Annotated in this window: 19 protein-coding genes and 1 riboswitch; of the genes, 12 read left to right on the forward strand and 7 right to left on the reverse strand. The window is 64.4% G+C overall.

Annotation, left to right across the window (positions count from 1 at the left end):
- A partial coding sequence (locus tag ACFWB0_RS09235) for an acyl-CoA thioesterase (RefSeq protein WP_378490144.1) occupies window positions 1–824 on the forward strand: 824 nt, incomplete at its 5' end.
- A 6-nt stretch (window positions 825–830) separates the two neighbouring features.
- Here the strand turns inward: ACFWB0_RS09235 and ACFWB0_RS09240 are convergent.
- Both ACFWB0_RS09240 and ACFWB0_RS09245 read right to left on the reverse strand, forming a co-directional pair.
- On the reverse strand, window positions 831–1,286 hold the full coding sequence (locus ACFWB0_RS09240) for a MarR family winged helix-turn-helix transcriptional regulator (protein WP_378490145.1): 456 nt from the start codon (window positions 1,284–1,286) through the stop codon (window positions 831–833).
- A gap of 2 nt (window positions 1,287–1,288) precedes the next feature.
- Complete coding sequence (locus ACFWB0_RS09245) at window positions 1,289–1,900, reverse strand: DJ-1/PfpI family protein (protein ID WP_378490146.1); 612 nt, start codon at window positions 1,898–1,900, stop codon at window positions 1,289–1,291.
- A gap of 339 nt (window positions 1,901–2,239) precedes the next feature.
- Between ACFWB0_RS09245 and ACFWB0_RS09250 the strand changes: the two genes are divergently transcribed.
- A complete protein-coding gene (locus tag ACFWB0_RS09250) occupies window positions 2,240–2,425 on the forward strand; it encodes a hypothetical protein (RefSeq protein ID WP_378490147.1) in 186 nt (61 codons plus the stop codon).
- 71 nt (window positions 2,426–2,496) lie between these two features.
- Here the strand turns inward: ACFWB0_RS09250 and ACFWB0_RS09255 are convergent, their stop codons facing one another.
- Complete coding sequence (locus tag ACFWB0_RS09255; protein ID WP_378490148.1) at window positions 2,497–3,300, reverse strand: SDR family oxidoreductase; 804 nt, start codon at window positions 3,298–3,300, stop codon at window positions 2,497–2,499.
- Between the two features lie 95 nt (window positions 3,301–3,395).
- Between ACFWB0_RS09255 and ACFWB0_RS09260 the strand changes: the two genes are divergently transcribed.
- From ACFWB0_RS09260 to ACFWB0_RS09275, 4 genes are all read left to right on the forward strand, one after another.
- Complete coding sequence (locus ACFWB0_RS09260) at window positions 3,396–3,653, forward strand: helix-turn-helix domain-containing protein (RefSeq protein WP_378490149.1); 258 nt, start codon at window positions 3,396–3,398, stop codon at window positions 3,651–3,653.
- A gap of 341 nt (window positions 3,654–3,994) precedes the next feature.
- Window positions 3,995–4,507 carry a nitroreductase/quinone reductase family protein gene (locus ACFWB0_RS09265; protein WP_378490150.1) on the forward strand — a complete coding sequence of 171 codons (513 nt, stop codon included), beginning with the start codon at window positions 3,995–3,997 and terminating at the stop codon, window positions 4,505–4,507.
- Window positions 4,508–4,838: 331 nt separating this feature from the next.
- On the forward strand, window positions 4,839–5,276 hold the full coding sequence (locus ACFWB0_RS09270; protein ID WP_378490151.1) for an antitoxin Xre/MbcA/ParS toxin-binding domain-containing protein: 438 nt from the start codon (window positions 4,839–4,841) through the stop codon (window positions 5,274–5,276).
- Window positions 5,248–5,835 (forward strand): RES domain-containing protein, encoded by a 588-nt coding sequence (locus ACFWB0_RS09275; RefSeq protein ID WP_378490152.1) that lies wholly within the window; start codon window positions 5,248–5,250, stop codon window positions 5,833–5,835. Before ACFWB0_RS09270 ends, ACFWB0_RS09275 begins: the two co-directional genes overlap by 29 nt.
- Window positions 5,836–5,897: 62 nt before the next feature.
- On the opposite strand, the gene ACFWB0_RS09280 is transcribed toward ACFWB0_RS09275, so the two are convergent.
- Together ACFWB0_RS09280 and ACFWB0_RS09285 are read right to left on the reverse strand one after the other, a co-directional pair.
- Window positions 5,898–6,539 carry a class I SAM-dependent methyltransferase gene (locus ACFWB0_RS09280; RefSeq protein ID WP_378490153.1) on the reverse strand — a complete coding sequence of 214 codons (642 nt, stop codon included), beginning with the start codon at window positions 6,537–6,539 and terminating at the stop codon, window positions 5,898–5,900.
- A gap of 129 nt (window positions 6,540–6,668) precedes the next feature.
- Window positions 6,669–7,421 (reverse strand): class I SAM-dependent methyltransferase, encoded by a 753-nt coding sequence (locus ACFWB0_RS09285; RefSeq protein ID WP_378490154.1) that lies wholly within the window; start codon window positions 7,419–7,421, stop codon window positions 6,669–6,671.
- Between the two features lie 165 nt (window positions 7,422–7,586).
- Here ACFWB0_RS09285 and ACFWB0_RS09290 point away from each other — a divergent pair, with 165 nt between their 5' ends.
- The 6 genes from ACFWB0_RS09290 (at window position 7,587) to ACFWB0_RS09315 (ending at window position 13,277) form a co-directional block, all read left to right on the forward strand.
- Complete coding sequence (locus ACFWB0_RS09290) at window positions 7,587–8,093, forward strand: NUDIX hydrolase (protein WP_378490155.1); 507 nt, start codon at window positions 7,587–7,589, stop codon at window positions 8,091–8,093.
- 681 nt (window positions 8,094–8,774) lie between these two features.
- Window positions 8,775–9,797 carry an isopenicillin N synthase family dioxygenase gene (locus ACFWB0_RS09295; protein WP_378490156.1) on the forward strand — a complete coding sequence of 341 codons (1,023 nt, stop codon included), beginning with the start codon at window positions 8,775–8,777 and terminating at the stop codon, window positions 9,795–9,797.
- Between the two features lie 64 nt (window positions 9,798–9,861).
- Complete coding sequence (locus tag ACFWB0_RS09300; RefSeq protein WP_378490157.1) at window positions 9,862–10,698, forward strand: MetQ/NlpA family ABC transporter substrate-binding protein; 837 nt, start codon at window positions 9,862–9,864, stop codon at window positions 10,696–10,698.
- Window positions 10,644–11,717, forward strand: coding sequence for a methionine ABC transporter ATP-binding protein (locus ACFWB0_RS09305; RefSeq protein WP_378490158.1), 1,074 nt, complete (start codon window positions 10,644–10,646; stop codon window positions 11,715–11,717). The genes ACFWB0_RS09300 and ACFWB0_RS09305 overlap by 55 nt, the downstream gene beginning before the upstream one ends.
- The gene (locus tag ACFWB0_RS09310; RefSeq protein WP_378490159.1) at window positions 11,714–12,382 is read left to right on the forward strand and encodes a methionine ABC transporter permease; all 669 of its coding nucleotides are present in this window, start codon (window positions 11,714–11,716) and stop codon (window positions 12,380–12,382) included. The genes ACFWB0_RS09305 and ACFWB0_RS09310 overlap by 4 nt, the downstream gene beginning before the upstream one ends.
- Before the next feature lie 22 nt (window positions 12,383–12,404).
- Entirely contained in the window at window positions 12,405–13,277 is an 873-nt protein-coding gene (locus ACFWB0_RS09315) for a 2-phosphosulfolactate phosphatase (RefSeq protein WP_378490237.1), read from the forward strand.
- A gap of 406 nt (window positions 13,278–13,683) precedes the next feature.
- Here ACFWB0_RS09315 and ACFWB0_RS09320 read toward each other — a convergent pair whose 3' ends face one another.
- Window positions 13,684–13,902, reverse strand: a complete 219-nt coding sequence (locus ACFWB0_RS09320) for a hypothetical protein (protein ID WP_378490160.1) — start codon at window positions 13,900–13,902, stop codon at window positions 13,684–13,686.
- A 180-nt stretch (window positions 13,903–14,082) separates the two neighbouring features.
- Entirely contained in the window at window positions 14,083–14,928 is an 846-nt protein-coding gene (locus ACFWB0_RS09325; protein WP_378490161.1) for a bifunctional 5,10-methylenetetrahydrofolate dehydrogenase/5,10-methenyltetrahydrofolate cyclohydrolase, read from the reverse strand.
- Window positions 14,929–14,950: 22 nt separating this feature from the next.
- A riboswitch (ZMP/ZTP riboswitch) is annotated at window positions 14,951–15,030 on the reverse strand.
- Window positions 15,031–15,084 lie beyond the last annotated feature (54 nt).

A 15,084-nucleotide genomic window follows, 5' to 3' on the forward strand; every position in this document is an offset into this window, starting at 1 on the left:
ATCTCGAGCAGACCGAGGAGCACGTCTTCGTGGGGCAGCACCCGGCGCAGACCGGATCCCGGACCTTCGGGGGCCAGCTCGTTTCCCAGGGGTTGATCGCGGCCGGCCGCACAGTGGGGGACCGTCCGGTGCATGCCCTCAACGCCCATTTCATTCGAGGCGGCGACGTCAGCGCGCCGATCGAGTACCACGTCACGTCGCATCGTGACGGCCGTGATTTCGCCAACCGCATGGTCACCGCCGTGCAGGATGGTCGCGAGCTGTGCGTCATGCTCGTGGCATTCCAACGGTGGGGCAAAGGCCTCGAGCATTCGGTCGAGGTTCCCGAAGTGCCGATGCCGGAAGCACTTCCACCGATAGGTGACCGCCTGCGCGGGTTCGAAGAGCAGCTACCGCACTTCGTCGGCGCGCTCAAGCCCATCGACATGCGCTACGCGAACGATCCGGCGTGGGTGCTCAAAGGCACCGGGGAGCGCTTGAACCACAACCGGGTGTGGATGCGCTCCGACGGCGGCCTCCCCGACGAGCCGTTGTTGCATGTCGCGACACTCGCCTACGGCTCCGACACGACGGTGCTCGATTCGATCCTGACGACGCACGGTCTGTCGTGGGGTCTGGACCGCATCGTCGCTGCCACCGTCAACCATTCGATCTGGTTCCACCGTCCACTGCGATTCGACGAATGGCACTTGTATGCCACGGAATCCCCGGTCGCCGCGGGATCGCGGGGAATGGCGACAGGCCGCTACTTCACCCTCGAAGGTGAACTGGTGGCGACGGTTGTGCAGGAAGGGCTCGTGCGGCATTTTCCTCCTCGCCGATGACGAGGATCAGTCCTCGGTGAGTGTGTCGAGGGCGGCCGTGAGTCTGTGCATGGAGTCGAGCGCCGCGTCGAGTTCCGCTCGGCCCATCACTTCGACGAGACGCGCGGCAGCTGCAGCATGTGCGGGAGCCAGCGCGCTCACGGCGTCGTGTCCGGTCTGGGTCGGTGCCACGAGTTTGGCGCGTCGGTGCGCAGGGTTCGGCCGGTATTCGGCCATGCCGCGTTCAACGAGCAGATCCGCGATGCGCTGCACACTCTGTCTGGTGATCCCCATTTCGCGGGCTATCGCGGAGACGGGGAGCGGCTCGCGTAGCACGGCTCCGAGCACCTGCCACCACGCGGCGGTCAGGCCGACGGGTCGTGTCAGGGTTTCGGCCAGTGCGAGGAACTGGCCGTTGAGGCGGAACGAGGTGATCGCGACGCCGCTGAGTAGTTCCTGATCGGTTCGGAGGCGGTCGGCCATGGCTATGACTCCATGAGTCGGAAGAAGCCCGAGGGGTCACGGTCTGCATACAGTGCGAACCACGCGTCGAGGACCTCCGGCTCGTAGACGTCGAGCTGGTCGAAGATAGCGCGCGCGAAGTGGACGGGCGCGATACCTGAGGCGGTGATCAGGCCTCGGTCGGCCACTGCGGGCTCGTCGCAGTACAGGGCGCTGCCTGCGTAGCCGACTTCGTCGAGGAACTCGGCAGCGTTACTCGTGTGGGCGCGATCGTCGAGGAGGCCGGCGGAGGCAAGGGCGCCGGTGGCGCCACAGATTGCCGCGACCGGGACGGCTGCATCGAGGAACTCGCGGGCCTTGTCGGTGAACGGGGTGTACGCGTCGGTGCTCCAGATGTCGTTGCCCGGGAGGATCAACAGGGCGCTGTCGTGTGGCCGGAGTTCGTCGAGGATCAGGTCCGGAACGATCCGCACCCCGCCTCTCGTCGTGATCGGATCGAGGGTCGCGCCGACCGTGGCGACCGCGAAGCTTCCGGGGTTCTTGTGGAATTCGGGATTGTTGATTCCTGCGACGGCGTATCCGTATTCCCAGTCGGCGAGTGTGTCGTACAGGGCAAGGTGAACTGTCCGAGTCATGACAGTAGACTGTCATCAAGACAGCATGTTGTCAATAGTGGTGGTGGCTCGAACGGGGCGTGTGCTCAGCCGTAGTGGCAGCGGTGGGAAGTCCAGTCCTCGCTGTCGGCGAGCCGGATTCGACAGGTGCCGCTGTGCAGTTCCATGATTTCGGGAGTCTGACGCACCGAAACGGCATGATGCTCCGGCACCGCTGGATGTGGCCGCCGCCCGAACCGGTGCACCCGTCGGTGTGCACCGGCTCGAGCAAGCTCGTGTTGCCGATACGGCCGATCGACGAGCCCGATGCGATGCCGTTGCGGCCGTTCGTCGAACCGGAGGGAGCCGACCCGATGTCGGGTGACCTCCCTGGCTGCCGGCGAAGAACTGTGGATCGTCTCGCGGGATCTGATCCGCTACGCCAGTGCCGTCGAGGTCGTCAAAGACCTGGGAGCGATCCGTTTCGACGACAACGGACTCGCAGTAGCGCGCTGCTCCGTCGCGATCCACAGCTGCGATCGTCCGGTGCCCCGTACGCTCGCCTGATGCCGCCCGCTACGACACGGCCGTGACGACATCGAGGAGGGCATCGAACCCGGCTCCACCGTGAGTGGGAACTAGATGGCCTGTTCGGTGGGGAGAATGTGGATTTCGGTGAGGTTCACATGCTTGGGTACGGAGGCGATGAATGCAACGGCTTCGGCGATGTCCTCGGACTGCAGCACGTCGATCTGTTCGATGAGGTCAGCCATGAGCTTGCTCGCGGAGGGATCGGTCACGTGGTCGGGGAGCTCAGTGTCGACCATGCCCGGTTCGATGGCGCACACGCGAATCTTCTTTCGGCCGAGTTCCATACGGAGCAGTCGGGTGAGCTGGGTCAGGTACGCCTTGGTAGCCGAGTACACCTGGAACCCTTCGAGATACCGGACGGCGGCGGTTGAGGATGTGACGATGAGGTCTGCCGGTGCTCCGGACGCGGCGGCTGCTTCCAATGGGCCGACGAACGCCGCAATGGTGTTCATCGTGCCTTTGATGTTGAGATCGATTTGAGCGTCCCAGTCTGCCACGGCGAGGTCGCCTATCCCGGAGATGAGCTGCACGCCTGCGTTGGCGAAGAGCAGATCGACTGTGCCGAGTTCGTTGGCGATCCGTTTCGCGGTCGCAAGGACGGCGTGGCGGTCGGTGATGTCGGTCGGTAATGCGAGTGCAGTACCGCCGTTGGCACGGATGAGATCTTCGAGTGCGTCGATACGGTCGCCGCGTCGGGCGATGAGAGCGACCGAAGCGCCGAGTTCGGCAAAGCGCTGCGCAGTGGCGGCACCGATCCCGCTGGAGGCTCCGGTGACGACGGCGATTCTGCCGGCGAGGGGGGTTCCGGCGATGATCTGGGCAGTAGCGGTGGTCTTCTGTGTTGTGTCCACATCACCAGCCTGCGTGGCCGACGGTCGGGGAGGGAGGCCGTCACAGGGCCACCCTCACAGGGGGTCGAATCGTCGTCCGGCCGTAGGATTCGACCATGCCGCATGCAGAGTTGGGACAATTCCTCCAGACCCGACGCGCAAGGGTTCGGCCCGAATCGCTCGGCCTTCCCGTTGTCAGGCGTCGACGTGTTCCCGGTCTTCGGCGCGACGAGGTGGCGATCGACGCCGACATCAGCGTGGACTATTACCGACGCATGGAGCAGGGGCGGGAGCGACACCCTTCCGAACAGGTCCTCGCGGCCCTGGCACGCACCTTGCGACTCACGCTCGATGAACAACGGCACCTCGACTGACAATCGACTTCCATGCCTTCGGTGTCTCGAGCGCTCCCGGGCACCAACTTCTCGTGTATCGGGAACGGCTGGAGGTCGGATCGTGACAGCATAGGGACGCATCTGGGCGGTGTCGCGAGCAGGGGGAGAATGCTCGGATCCGGTTCGGGCTCTCCGGTTCTCGGCGCAGCACCGCATTGTGTTGGATGCCGGCCGTCGACGACTCGACCCCGGACTGCGAGACGATCATCCCGCTATGCGCAAGCACGTGAACGAACTCGTCGACGCAAACTTGCATTCCGCGTCGGTCAGGCACCGCGTTTAGGACGGTAACTGTCCTATATCCACGACACACTCGGATCATGAGCGAAACCTACTCGACTGCGGGACAGCCGGATAAGACCGACATCACCGATTACAACGATCCTGATGCGCCGTGGAACCAGGCATGGGACGAACAGGGCAGCATCGCCAACTGGAACGATGATGTGATCAAAGAGTTCCGGGAGAACTCGGGCAAGGTGGGCGGTGCCTACGCGGACGGGGACCTCATCCTGCTCACCACCACGGGAGCCAAGAGCGGCAAGCGGCACACGACTCCGCTGGGGCCTCTGTACCGGGACGACACCATGTATGTGAGCTCGTTCATCGAGGACAAGTACCCGGCCTGGTGGTACAACATCAAAGCGAACCAACAGGTCACTATCGAGCTCCGGGACAAGACCTATCGGGCGACCGGCAAGGTGCTCGAGGGTGCGGACTACGACGAGTTCGCGAGGTGGGTCCTGGCCAACAATCCTCTGCTGGCGGATTTCCAGTCCAAGATAGATCGGCCTATGCCGTTGGTCGTGCTGACCCTCAACGGCGAGGTCTGAGCGCTCCCGAGGCCCTCCCGGCTGCGAGGCCGTCGAATGGTGTGCACCGGGCTGCGCAGCAGAATCAGGATCCCGCGGGCGGTCGAACTCTGGGGTGCGTCGCCGCTCGCCCGTTCGTCGCACGATCACCGATGTTGTCCTTCTTCGGTACTGTGCGACGGACCCAGCAGAGAGCGGGTGAAAAGCGGTGGTGAGGTTGGAGCGCACGCAGTCGTTCGGGGACGCGACGGCTGCCTGCATGTAGGGCTTTCCCGTGAACGTTTTCTTCTGTTGGCGCTCGGATGGACATGCCCCTATTCTGCCCAACGTGGGAGTTGGGTAGGATCGGAGCATGTCCACTACGAAGAAGAAGTCGTCTGCCACTGGACGAGGTCATGTGCCTCTTTCTTCTGGGGGCCGCGCGGTTCGTCGTGCGGGGTCGGGGCGTGTGGCGGCGGATGATCCGTTGTCTGCCGAGCGGGTGCGGTATCTCGCCGAGGAGTTCGGTGGGGCTGGTTTGGCGGCGATCGTGGGGGTCAACCGTTCGCAGACCTCTCGCTGGGTCAAAGGGGAGGAGCGACCCGGTCCAGGTGCGGCGCCGTTGCTGATCGACCTCGAGCATGTGCTGGCGCGGGCGCGTCTGGTGTGGGGGGAGGAGGCGGCGCGGATCTGGCTCGAGAGCGCGAACGTCTATCTCGATGGTGGTCGCCCGATCGACGTGCTGCAGTTGTCGGGGCCGGCGCCGGTGTTGGAGGTGTTGGATGCGGAGACGTGGGGCGGGGCCGCTTGACGTGCTGGTCTACCGTGTCTTCCCGTATCTTCCTTCTGCCGCGGCCGGTCAGCCCGGACACCCGTTGTACGAGCATCGCCCGCAACGCGGCGGCCGTATCGATCACCCCGATTATCACGTCTGGTACGTTTCCCGCTTCGCTGAGGCAGCGTGCGGGGAGACCTTCGGCAATCTGGTTCGCTGGGATGTGTCGATGTTCGAGTTTCCCCAGGTGCCGGGTGCACGCCGCGCGTTGGGGGTCTTCGAGTTACCGGACGATCTGAGGGTTCTCGACCTCGATGATCCGGCGCAGTTGGTGCGACTGGGATTGCGCCCGACGCAGGTGGTGACCCGGAACCTTTCGGTCACTCAGGGGTGGGGGCATCGGATCTGGTCGGAGACGGATCAGCATACGCATGATCGTGCGTGGCAGGCGGTGTCGTGGTGGTCTTATCATCGTCCGGTGTGGACGGTGCTGGCGTCGTGGCAGCGTCCGGATGTGGTTCGTGTGGAGGAGTTGGATCTCGATCATCCGGGGATTGTCGATGCTGCGAAAGCGCTTCACCGAGTAAGGGTGTGATCGCTTTCGCGATTCTCGGTGGTCCTCCCCATAAGTTCGTCGGGGGGCATGCAGCCAACCGATCAACCATGGCTCCCGAGATCGGTAGAGGTGAAGTGCACCTGTTCTTCGTGTATCTCGACGATGCGGAGGCCGGCACGTTCGATATGTTCGCGGCACGCACCGGGTGTGCCGAGTGGTGCGCTGGGATCGTCGATCATGATGTCGTTATCGGCGGTGAGGCGGCGGAAGAGTTCGGCAGCGGGTGGGTTTCCGGTCGCCATCGACGAGAACGCAATCCGGCCACCTGCGTTCAGGACCGAGGACCAGTTCGACAGTGCTTCTGTGATCGGTAAATACAGCAGGCCTGCCGAACACACGATCAGGTCCACATCGTCTTCTGTGATGACATCGGAGAGAGATGTGGCGTCGCCATGGACGAATCGAATATTCGTCAGGGATTGTTCGGCGGTCTCGTGGCGTGCACGGTCGAGCATCTTCTGGGAGATATCGATTCCGACTACGCGGATCGTCGGGTCGAGGCGGGCGATCGCGCGGGCGGCCATGCCTGTACCGGTGCAGGCATCGATCACCGTCGTATACGCGGTGACGTCGGCGATCTGCACGAGCCGTTCTGCGTAGGTCTGATGCCAGTTGCTGTGGTGATAGGCGTCTGCGCGGTCGTTGAATGCCTGTTCGACGGGCCCCGGTTGGTGGGCTGACACGGTGGGACTCCAGTTCCTTTGGTCGTAGCGGTTCGGCTCAGTCCGACCACGACATCTGCCGGGCTGTGCATCTATGCAGGACGCGAATACCTTTCCGGCGCAAACGGTGTCGGCAACGAGGTTGGGCCGTCAGATGGGGTGTGTCCCTGCAACGGTGGTTTTCCGGGTACGGCTGCATCGGGTGATGTAAGGCAAGGCGATCTCGTCGCGGCCGGCGAGGGCCGGATGCCTGTCGACGAGCGCCTCGATACGGGCGAGCACCTTCGCGCGTGACACCGAGCCCATCGTGATGATGTAGCTGCGCGAGGCGACCAGATCGAGCAATCCCGAGCGGGTGAGGCGGAACGTCCATTCGAATTCCGCGCGTTCGAGTTCGGCGAACGGCGGGCCAACGATCGGGTTATCGGTGCGCATGTCGATCTCGTCGCCGGTGCGCATGATCTCGCCCAGCTCGGCGACCCAGTCCACGCGCTCATCACGGATATTCCAGACCAGGCCGAGTTGCCCACCGCTACGCAGGACCCGGGCCACTTCCGGTACCGCGAGAACGGGGTCGACCCAATGCCATGCTTGGCCGACCAGCACGGCATCGAAGGACTCGTCGTCGAGTGGGATGTGTTCTGCAGATCCGGCATGCATCGGAGTATCTGGAAGGGCGAGTGTGAACTCCTCGCGCATGCCGGCGGATGGCTCTACGGCGACGACGTCCGGGATGTGCTCGATGAGGCTTCGGGTGAGCTGACCGGATCCGGCACCGAGATCGAGCACCCGGTCCGCCCTCGTCGGCAGTATCCATTGCACCGCGTCCGACGGATACGACGGTCGCCCGGTTCGGTACGCGGATGCCGCCCCACCGAAGGAGTGTGCCTGCGTCGAGTCCACTCGGTCTCCATTCACTCCATGTCGACTACCGGCCATCTACTGGCGGCCCAGATTAAACGCTCCTGCGCCGCAGCGCTTCTGGATGCCCCGAGTCGGTGGCGTCCGACGTGAGTCGAAGGACAGTCCCTGTGACGATGCTGGCCGCACTGAATATGGTTGGCCACCGTGGCACCGCAGAAGCGTTCGACCTCCCGTGTTCTTCTCGTCGACGACTGCGATCGACTGCTGTTGTTGTGCGGCCGCGACCCACGTACACCGGGCGCGCGATGGTGGTTCACGGTCGGTGGCGGCGTCGAAGCAGGTGAAGATCATGTACAGGCCGCCATTCGGGAGGTCCGGGAGGAAACCCGGCTGACAATTCCGGAATCGCGTTTGGGGCCGGTCGTATGGACTCGGCAGAGTCTCTATAGCGTCGATGGTCACCACTTCGACCAGTACGAGGAGTACCGCCTCGGTCGCGTCACGGGCACAGAGGTAGCACGGATGCAGATCGACAGCGTGGAAGCGCGTTACGGTCACCGTTGGTGGACGGTGGACGAACTGGCTGGCACCGGTGAGACAGTGCGGCCGAAGGGGATGGCGGACTTGCTGCCCGGCGTTCTCGCCGACGACGGCGGACACGGTGTGGCCGTGCATCTGGGTGACTTCGACGAGGACGCTGACCCCGACTAGCAGCGCGCCGGTAGGTTCTCGCCGACCTCGGAGCCCGGCCCCCTGGGCAGGGGTGTGGTGTCGCCGTCGCCCGCTACCGTGTGCGGTGAACGATCGCTTTCAGCTGGTACCGGCTGTCTATGCGCTGTTCCGTCGTGAGTGTGGCGGTCGTGAACACGTCCTGCTCCAGTTGGGGGAGGGGACCGGCTACTTGGACGGGCATTGGGCTCACGCTGCTGCGGGCCACGTCGAGCGGGGGTGAGTCGGTCTTCGATGCTGCTGTTCGCGAGTGCGCTGAGGAGCTCGGAATCGCTCTTGTCGCGGCGGTGGCCACGATCCGTCTCGGATTCGCATGGATCCGCGACGGAGTCCGACGGGCAGCGTTCCTATTCTCGATAGTGCAGTGCCGTCCCGACGAATGGGGCAATTTGCCCTCCGGAGGCTCTCGCGGCTAGCGTTGAGCACCATGTCCGGGAAAGATCGCGCGCAGGTCGAGAGCACACGCATGGTGGGCGTCGTCGCTCCCGCGTGTTGTTGTCGTCGCTGTCTCTGACAGGCCCTGCACTTCCGACAGGCCCTGCACGAGCAATTTTCCGTAAGTTCTGCCTGTTCCGGCTCCGGGTTCGATATGAGTGTCGGAATAAACCCGTGGTCGCACCCGTTCTGTTCGCGACGGTGCGACTCGGTTCGAAAGGATCCACCATGTCCGATACGGCAACACTGCCCATCATCGACCTCGCCGACCTCGACCGGGACAAGGACACGCGCGCGGCGCTCCTCGATCGGCTGCGCGTCGTCACCCACGAGATCGGGTTCTTCCACCTCGCCGGACACGGCATCGACGAGACGCTGGCGCAGCGCCTCATCGCTGCATCACGCCGGTTCTTCGCACTCCCCGATGCCGACAAACTCGAGATCGAGAACTCGCACTCACCCCACTTCCGGGGATACACCCGCGTCGGCGGCGAGCGCACCCAGGGCTATATCGACTGGCGCGAGCAACTCGACATCGGGCCCGAGCGCGCTGCGGTAGCGAACATCGACCCGGAACGATCCTGGGAGGTGCTGCACGGGCCGAACCTGTGGCCGTCGCACGTGCCGCAGCTCCGCGACCTGGCGCTGGAATGGATCGCACGCTCCAGCGACGTCGGTCTGACCCTGCTTCGTGCATGGGCCGAATCACTCGGCGCCCCAGCCGAATTCTTCGACGACGCGTTCGCCGATCCCGACCCGCTCCTCAAGATCGCCCGGTACCCGGGTCACGACAGGACTGTCACAGGGCAGGGCGTCGGCAGCCACAAGGACGTCGGTGCGCTCACCCTGCTGTACCCCGAACCCGGCAGCGGCGGATTCCAGGTCGAACGTGACGGCGAGTGGCTCGACATCGACCCGCTTCCGGGACACTTCATCGTCAACATCGGCGAGCTCCTCGAAGTGGCGACCGGCGGCTACCTCAAGGCCACTGTGCACCGCGTGCTGCCGCCGCCCGCAGGCTCGGACCGCGTGTCGTTGCCGTTCTTCCTCAACCCCGGACTCGACAAGGCCTTGCCCACCGTCCCGCTGTCCGCAAACCTGGCCGCTGCAGCAAAAGGCGTGGGCACCGACGTCCACGGCGGTACCTTGCATTCTGTGTACGGACTCAACGCCTTGAAGTCGCGACTGCGGGCACATCCCAACGTCACCGAGCGCTACCACGCAGAGTTGGCTCGTTCTTTCGACAGATGATTCATTTCCGGCTCGACCCGGTACCGCGCCGCGGACCGGTCTCCACCCATGGAAGGTAGAAACGATGTTCCTGCGCCGCACCGCCGCCGCATCGGCAGCTGTTGTCCTCGGTCTGGGCCTGGCGGCCTGTGGCTCATCGGGTGGTGACGAGAACACCCTGGTCGTCTCCGCATCCTCCACGCCGCACGTCGAAATCCTCGAGCAGGTCGTGAGCACCGGTGCGCTGGGCGACTACACGCTCGACATCCGTGAGGTCACCGGCGAGATCGACCCCAACGAGCTGCTCTCCGCCGGCGACGTCGACGCGAACTTCTTCCAGCACGAGCCGTATCTCGTGGACTGGCAGAAACAGAACGGAGTCGACAACCTCGTTGCCGTCGCCGACGTGCACCTCGAGCCGATCAGCCTCTACTCGAACAAGGTCGCCTCGCTCGACGAGCTCGCCGACGGCGACTCGGTGGCAATCCCGCGCGACACCACGAACTACGCCCGTGCGCTGTACCTTCTCGAATCCGCAGGGCTGATCACGATGGATGTGCCGTTCGCCGAGGCCGACCTCTCGGTGGTCACCGAGGCGAACATCACCCAGAACCCTAAGAACCTGACGTTCATCCCGATCGAACGCCCGCAGCTCGCGCGTCAGCTCGACGACCCGCAGGTCACCGCGGCCGTGATCAACTCCAACTACGCGCTCGAAGCCGGCCTCACCCCGGCCGACGATTCGATCTACACCGAAGAGGTCGCGGACAATCCGTTCTCCAACCTCTTCGTGGTCCGCGCGGAGAACGAGAACGACCCGATCGTGGTCGCGCTTGCCGAGGCACTCGAATCTCCTGAGACCGCGGCTTGGATCGAGGAGACCTACGCGGGCTCCGTGGTTCCGGTGCACCCGGCCGGCTGATGATCGTCGTCGACAGTCTCGTCAAGACCTTCCCCGGTGCAGGCGGCGCCGGGGAGGTCGCGGCGCTGCGCGGCATCGACCTCGAGATCGGCGACGGTGAGATCTTCGGGATCGTCGGGCCGTCCGGCTCGGGCAAGTCCACGTTGCTGCGCTGCCTCAACCTGCTCGAAGAACCCACCTCGGGACGGATCCTGCTCGGCGGTGACGACCTGTCGAAGCTGTCGGGCGCGGAACTCCGGTCGGCGCGACGGCGCATCGGGACCGTCTTCCAGCAGTTCAACCTGCTGCATTCGCGCACCGTGGTCGGCAACATCGAGTTTCCCCTCGAAGTCGCCGGAGTCGGCAAGGCCGAACGGCGGACACGCGCGAAGGCGCTGATCGACCTCGTCGGACTCGCGGGCAAGGAGAAATCCTATCCGTCACAATTGTCCGGCGGACAGCAGCAACGCGTCGGCATCGCCCGCGCCCTAGCCGCGGAACCTGATGTCTTGCTGTGCGACGAAGCGACCAGCGCGCTCGATCCCGACACGACCGACCAGATCCTCGACCTCGTCGTGGAGGTCAACCGGCGTCTCGGTGTCACCGTCGTGATCATCACCCACGAACTCGGGGTACTGCGGCGGGTCTGCACGTCCGCGGCCCGGCTCGAGGCCGGCCGCATCGTCGAAACCGGTCGCATCGCAGATCTTGTGGCAGATCCACAGTCGGGTCTCGGTGCCGCGATCGTCCCGGTGGGCGACGACCCGTCGGCGGGTGCGATCAGCGACACCGCGCTCGTCACCGCGATCGGTGATGACGCGCACGGGACATGGCTCTCGGAGATGATCCGCGAGCTCGACACCGATATCGCGGTGGTCGGTGGCCGTGTCGAGAAGGTCGGCGACATGACCGTCGGCCGGCTGCGTCTGCGCTTCGACGCCGGAGCCGATCGTGCACGGATCGCCCGATTCGTCGACGAGCGTGAGCATCTGACCTTGTCGTGGGGGACCGACACCGAGCTCGAGGGGCTATCTGCATGAACAAGACCGCCTGGTACGAGGTGCTTCCCGAGGTTTGGGTCGCGACACTCGAGACCCTCTACATGGTCGGGGTGTCGTTCGTGCTCACGTTGATCGGCGGAATTCTCGTCGGGATCATTCTGCAGATCACCGGTCCGACGGGGCTGTGGCCTCAGCCTCTGATCAACAGCGTGCTCGGCGTGATCGTCAATCTGTTCCGTTCGCTGCCGTTCCTCATTTTGCTCATCGCCCTGATCGGCGTGACTCGCTTCATCGTCGGCACTGCGATCGGGCCTACCGCCGCGATCGTGCCACTCACCATCGGTGCGATCCCGTTCTTCGCCCGCATCGTCGAATCTGCGTTGCGGGAAGTACCACGCGGACGGGTGGAAGCCGCGGAGGCGATGGGAGCGACGAACACTCAGATCGTGCGCAAGGTATTGCTGCCCGAAGCGACGACCGCGCTCGTGGCCGGTGCGACGCTGACACTGGTGCTTCTCGTCGGCTACTCCGCGATGGCCGGTGTGATCGGGGCGGGGGGCCTCGGCGACTTCGCGCTCGTCTACGGCTACCAGCGTTTCAATACTCCGGTGCTGCTCGTCGCCGTGGTCGTGCTGATCGTGATGGTGCAGATCATGCAGTCGATCGGCGACACGATCATCAAGCGGATGGCGCACCGGCGTTGAGGCTCGGATGACCGGCACTCGGATGAACGCTGCGCACCGGCAACTCGATTTCCGGATCCGATTCGACTGGGGGCTGTCGGGTGCCGCGGCCATCGCCGAGGGCGCGGATGTTGCGGTCGTGGTGGACGTCCTGTCGTTCACCACGACGCTGTCCGTCGCGCTGGACGCCGGCATCGAAATCCTGCCGTACCGATGGCGGGACAAGACCGCAGCGACCTATGCCGCTGCACACGACGCCGTGCTCGCGGTGGGGCGCAACGACGCCGCCGCCGGTGCGGTGAGCCTGTCTCCAGGCACGATTCGATCGGCTCGCGATATTCGGCAGCTGGTGTTGCCGTCACCGAACGGGTCGTCGATCTCGTATGCGCTGCAGTCGGCGACGTCGACGTGCGTCGGTGCGTCGCTGCGAAACTTCCACGCCGTCGCGGCATGGCTCGCCCGGCATCATCCGGCCGCCGTGGTCGCCGTCGTCGCGGCGGGGGAGAAGTGGCCGGACGGGTCGCTGCGTCCGGCCGTCGAAGATCTGTGGGGTGCGGGTGCGGTCATCGCGGAGCTGGTTGATACCCACGGTTTCGGGGCGTTGTCGCCCGAGGCCGAGCAGGCGCGCTGCGCCTGGGATGCGGTCGCCGGCCGGATTTCCGAGGCGCTGCACGATTGTGCGTCTGGACGTGAACTCGTCGAGATCGGTTTCGCCGACGACGTCGCCGTCGCGTCCGAGATACGTTGCAGTGGTTGCGTTCCCATTCTTGTCGACCACCGGTTCACGGATGCCGCCCGTCACCTGGCCGCTCGTTCGTACTTCGCTCGCTGTCCACCACCGGCCGCCACGAAATTCAGAGGGATCGAGGATGAACCGCGTGTCGCGGTGGGCCGCGATCACGTACCAAAAGGCTGACATCGACATGACTGTTGTCGGCCCCTACGGTTTCGGTGACAGTGACGAATACCGGCTCAGTTCCAGTGATGGTGAAGTCGGCTTCTACCCCGAACTCTTCCCTCGTCTCCCGTCTCGCCACAACCAGAGGATGCTCGCCGGGTTCACGACCACGTAGGACACAAGGTGATGTGAAGGAAGCGCCGGCTTGATCCGGCGGAAGATGCCGTTGGTGCCCTCGATCCAGGCCAGGGAATCTGAGATATGTTCCCGCTCAAAGTCGTCAAGCGGATCGATGTTTGGATACGAGGTCATGCACGGAACGAACGTCAGGACGCATCGGGCGATCGTTCCAGACAACACCGGAATTTACCGATCGTCATCGGTTGTGACCTGGCGAGGACGATCGAACAATCTTGCTTGTGCTTCAACGCATACGGCGAGCCAATGCCCACCCGGACCACCGAGCAATAAGACCGGCCGACACCCCGAGCAATGCGGGAACTACGACGAGGGCGACATACAGCCACGGTCCGGTCTCGGGTGTCTCAAGGGGCAACGGGATGTACCCGGAGGACATCGGCACATCCCGCAAAGGTTCGTACACACCGTCGTAGACGATGTCGATCTTGGATCGGGGGGCCACCACAGGTGGATTCCAGCGGCAGCCAACCCGCACACCAGGCCCACCACACCGAGAATCACACTGGTCCGGAGCGCGGACGTCGTGCCTTCGCTGTCAGTCACGCGCTCCAGTCAATCAGTTCTCGGAGGATTCGTGTGTGACGATGCTCGAGCAAAACGAGGTTTGCGTCAGAACGTGTTGTCAGCCGAAGTGGACTGAATTAGCCGCTGCGAGAGTCTGTTCGAGAAGAACTGCGATCGTCATCGGGCCGACCCCGCCGGGCACAGGGGTGATGAGCCTGGCTCGCTCGGCCGCGCCGGTGTAGTCGACGTCGCCGACGTTGCCCGGGTTGTAGCCAGCGTCGATGACGACTGCACCATCCTTGATCCACTCGCCGTGGATCAGCTCGGGGCGACCGACGGCAGCGATGACGATGTCGGCGCCTCGGACGTGATCAGCCAGGTCCCGGGTGTGAGAGTGGCAGTAGGTGACGGTTGAGTCTCGGGCGAGCAGCAGCATGCCGACTGGCTTTCCGAGGATCGGGCTGCGGCCGACGACGACCGCGCGTTGCCCGGCGAGTGGTACGTCGTAGGCGTCGAGGAGGCGAAGGATCCCGCCGGGGGTGCAGGAGTGGAATCCTTTTTTGCTGAAGGCCATTGCGGCGAAGCTGTGCATCGTGACGCCATCGACATCCTTACCAGGAGTGATTGCCTCGAATGCGGCGCGTTCGTCGATATGGGCAGGGACCGGATGTTGCAGCAGAATCCCGTCCACAGCCGCGTCCGCTGACAAGGATTGGATCTCTGCGACGAGGTCAGCTGTGGTGGTGTCAGCCGGGAGTTCGACGTATCGCGACTCTATGCCCACCTCGGCGCACCGGTTGCGCTTCATACGAACATAGGTATGGGAGGAGGGATCGTCGCCGACCAGCACGGTAGCCAGACAGGGCCGACGCCCGTGTGTGCGGGCGAACCGCTCAGTATCACGGGCAACGTCTTCCAGAAGCTTTGCCGCTACAGCGCGGCCATCGACGATCTGTGCAGTCACGGTCGGTCCTCTCGATGAAATCGAGGGACACCCAGGCGGTCGATGTCTGCTCTGCTCACACTCCCCGGTGGTTGCCCACCTGCGCCAGTCGTGCGGTAACCAGCGTAGCGGCGTGGCCCACCGATGGCGACGACCAGGAGGCAACTATCCCGATCG

The sequence above is a fragment of the Rhodococcus sp. NPDC060086 genome (assembly GCF_042730275.1).
In the GTDB taxonomy this organism is placed as follows: domain Bacteria; phylum Actinomycetota; class Actinomycetes; order Mycobacteriales; family Mycobacteriaceae; genus Rhodococcus.

Excerpts from the sequence above, each read along its gene's own strand:
- ACFWB0_RS09240 (WP_378490145.1), bottom strand. The coding sequence starts at position 1,286 with ATGGCCGACCGCCTCCGAACCGATCAGGAACTACTCAGCGGCGTCGCG.
- ACFWB0_RS09245 (WP_378490146.1), bottom strand. The coding sequence starts at position 1,900 with ATGACTCGGACAGTTCACCTTGCCCTGTACGACACACTCGCCGACTGG.
- ACFWB0_RS09260 (WP_378490149.1), top strand. The coding sequence starts at position 3,396 with ATGCCGCATGCAGAGTTGGGACAATTCCTCCAGACCCGACGCGCAAGG.
- ACFWB0_RS09265 (WP_378490150.1), top strand. The coding sequence starts at position 3,995 with ATGAGCGAAACCTACTCGACTGCGGGACAGCCGGATAAGACCGACATC.
- ACFWB0_RS09270 (WP_378490151.1), top strand. The coding sequence starts at position 4,839 with ATGTCCACTACGAAGAAGAAGTCGTCTGCCACTGGACGAGGTCATGTG.
- ACFWB0_RS09275 (WP_378490152.1), top strand. The coding sequence starts at position 5,248 with ATGCGGAGACGTGGGGCGGGGCCGCTTGACGTGCTGGTCTACCGTGTC.
- ACFWB0_RS09295 (WP_378490156.1), top strand. The coding sequence starts at position 8,775 with ATGTCCGATACGGCAACACTGCCCATCATCGACCTCGCCGACCTCGAC.
- ACFWB0_RS09300 (WP_378490157.1), top strand. The coding sequence starts at position 9,862 with ATGTTCCTGCGCCGCACCGCCGCCGCATCGGCAGCTGTTGTCCTCGGT.
- ACFWB0_RS09310 (WP_378490159.1), top strand. The coding sequence starts at position 11,714 with ATGAACAAGACCGCCTGGTACGAGGTGCTTCCCGAGGTTTGGGTCGCG.
- ACFWB0_RS09315 (WP_378490237.1), top strand. The coding sequence starts at position 12,405 with ATGAACGCTGCGCACCGGCAACTCGATTTCCGGATCCGATTCGACTGG.